This is a genomic window from Roseovarius sp. A-2, assembly GCF_002072155.1.
Lineage (GTDB): Bacteria > Pseudomonadota > Alphaproteobacteria > Rhodobacterales > Rhodobacteraceae > Roseovarius.
Genome location: NZ_BDIY01000077.1, coordinates 1 through 1,624 on the forward strand (window position 1 = coordinate 1; position 1,624 = coordinate 1,624).

At 54.9% G+C, this 1,624-nt stretch carries 2 protein-coding genes and 2 pseudogenes; 2 read left to right on the plus strand and 2 right to left on the minus strand.

Annotated elements, in window-relative coordinates; all coding sequences use genetic code 11:
• Positions 1-160: pseudogene (locus tag BHD06_RS22595) on the plus strand (IS6 family transposase); the annotation flags it as partial.
• Positions 161-191: 31 nt separating this feature from the next.
• Here BHD06_RS22595 and BHD06_RS23985 read toward each other — a convergent pair.
• A complete protein-coding gene (locus BHD06_RS23985) occupies positions 192-356 on the minus strand; it encodes a hypothetical protein (protein WP_176214481.1) in 165 nt (54 codons plus the stop codon).
• Positions 357-389: 33 nt separating this feature from the next.
• The gene (locus BHD06_RS22600; protein ID WP_080459187.1) at positions 390-1,376 is read right to left on the minus strand and encodes an AMP-binding protein; all 987 of its coding nucleotides are present in this window, start codon (positions 1,374-1,376) and stop codon (positions 390-392) included.
• Here BHD06_RS22600 and BHD06_RS22605 point away from each other — a divergent pair.
• Positions 1,293-1,466 (plus strand): annotated as a pseudogene (locus tag BHD06_RS22605) (IS6 family transposase); the annotation flags it as partial. The gene BHD06_RS22600 and the pseudogene BHD06_RS22605 overlap by 84 nt on opposite strands.
• Positions 1,467-1,624: the final 158 nt, after the last annotated feature.

Below are 1,624 nucleotides of genomic sequence, written 5' to 3' on the forward strand. Positions count from 1 at the left end.
AAGTCCCCGCGCCAGGCTCAAAGGTTCCTCGCCGTCCACGACCAGATCAATATCGTTTTTCCGCCCCCGCCGCTACCGAATGCCAGCTAACACCTACCGCCAGACCAGATCGGACGCTTTTGACCTGTGGCACGGATACGCCCTTGAGATGACCGCCTAACGACACGGCTGCCGGCTAACCGCGCCCAGCATCAGACAACTTGGCAATACCGGCCAATCCCTTCGCGCAGAAGATCCACGGGCACAGCCCTGTCGGATTCCCATTGCTCAATACACGGCGCGACCTTTGTTTGCGCAAAATCTCGGGCTTTCGCGACAATCACGCGGTCTTTTTCGCTCAGATTACTCAAGCTCATTTCAAATTTTTCCTACCGTTTGCGCTTTGTGCGTTACAGCACATCCTCATGTGTTTGCGTAAGCTGCTTCTTGAGCTGCTTACGGTCGATTTTTCCCATAGACGTATAGGGAAGCGCCGCGAGCGGAATGAAATCATCGGGCAGCCAATACCGCGGAAACCGCGCCTCCAACGTCTGCCTTACGGCACTCCAGTCCGGCACATGGGCACCGGACAGAACAACAAAGGCGATCGGCCGCTCACCCCACCGAATGTCTGGTCGCGCCACCACCGCACAGGATTCGATCCAAGCATTCTCCAGGATCGCATCCTCGATATCGCGCGGCACAATCCATTCGCCGCCGGATTTGATCAGGTCTTCTTCGCGCTCTAAAATGGTCAGATAACCAAACTCATCAAATTCGCCGATGTCGCCCGTCCTGAACCAGCCATCCTCGGTCCATTTCCCGGGCGTGAGACCGTGCAAATAGGCGCCTGCCACGCTAGCCCCGCGCACCTCTATGGCACCCACGGGCCGCTTTTCCTCGCCTGAGGATACCGTCCCGCTCTCGACAATTCGCACCTGCGCAATTGGCAAAGGAAGCCCCTGTTTGATCAGAAATGCTGTCCGGCTTTTGGGCGTTTGCCCCAAGATCGGCTTTAACTGATTGTAGGCCACCGCAGCGGATGTTTCGGTCATTCCCCAGCCTTGGAAAACCTTGATATCATAGCGAACTAACCCTTCGATCAATGCTTTGTGCGGCGCGGCACCACCAGTCGAAATACGTAAATCTTGCGGCAGACTGTTGATGTCGCTCTCATTCAGACACTCAAGGAAATTGGACCAGACGGTTGGTACACCAGCCATGAACGTCACGCCTTCATCCTTGACCAAACGAAGCAGTGCTTCTGGTATTGCCAAGTTGTTGACTGGGTTTGCTAAAGGTATGTGGACCCAATGAATATTCCAATTGATTTGCCACGTCTGAAGTGGTTTCGTTATCCTCGTGAGATTATTGGTTACGCTGTTTGGGCGTACCATCGGTTAGCTCTGAGCTCGGCTGATGTTGAAGACCTGTTGGCCGCGCGGGGCGTGATTGTCAGCCGAGAAGCGATCCGGCTTTGGGTCAATTGAAGTGGTCCCAGAAAACTGGACAGTCGGCTAAGGTGTATCCCAAACCTTTGAAGGGATACGAGAATGGCGAAGCGCCGGAACTTTACAGACCAGTTTAAGGCCAAGGTGGCGTTGGAAGCGCTACGTGGTGACAAGACCGTGCAGGAGATCGCGGC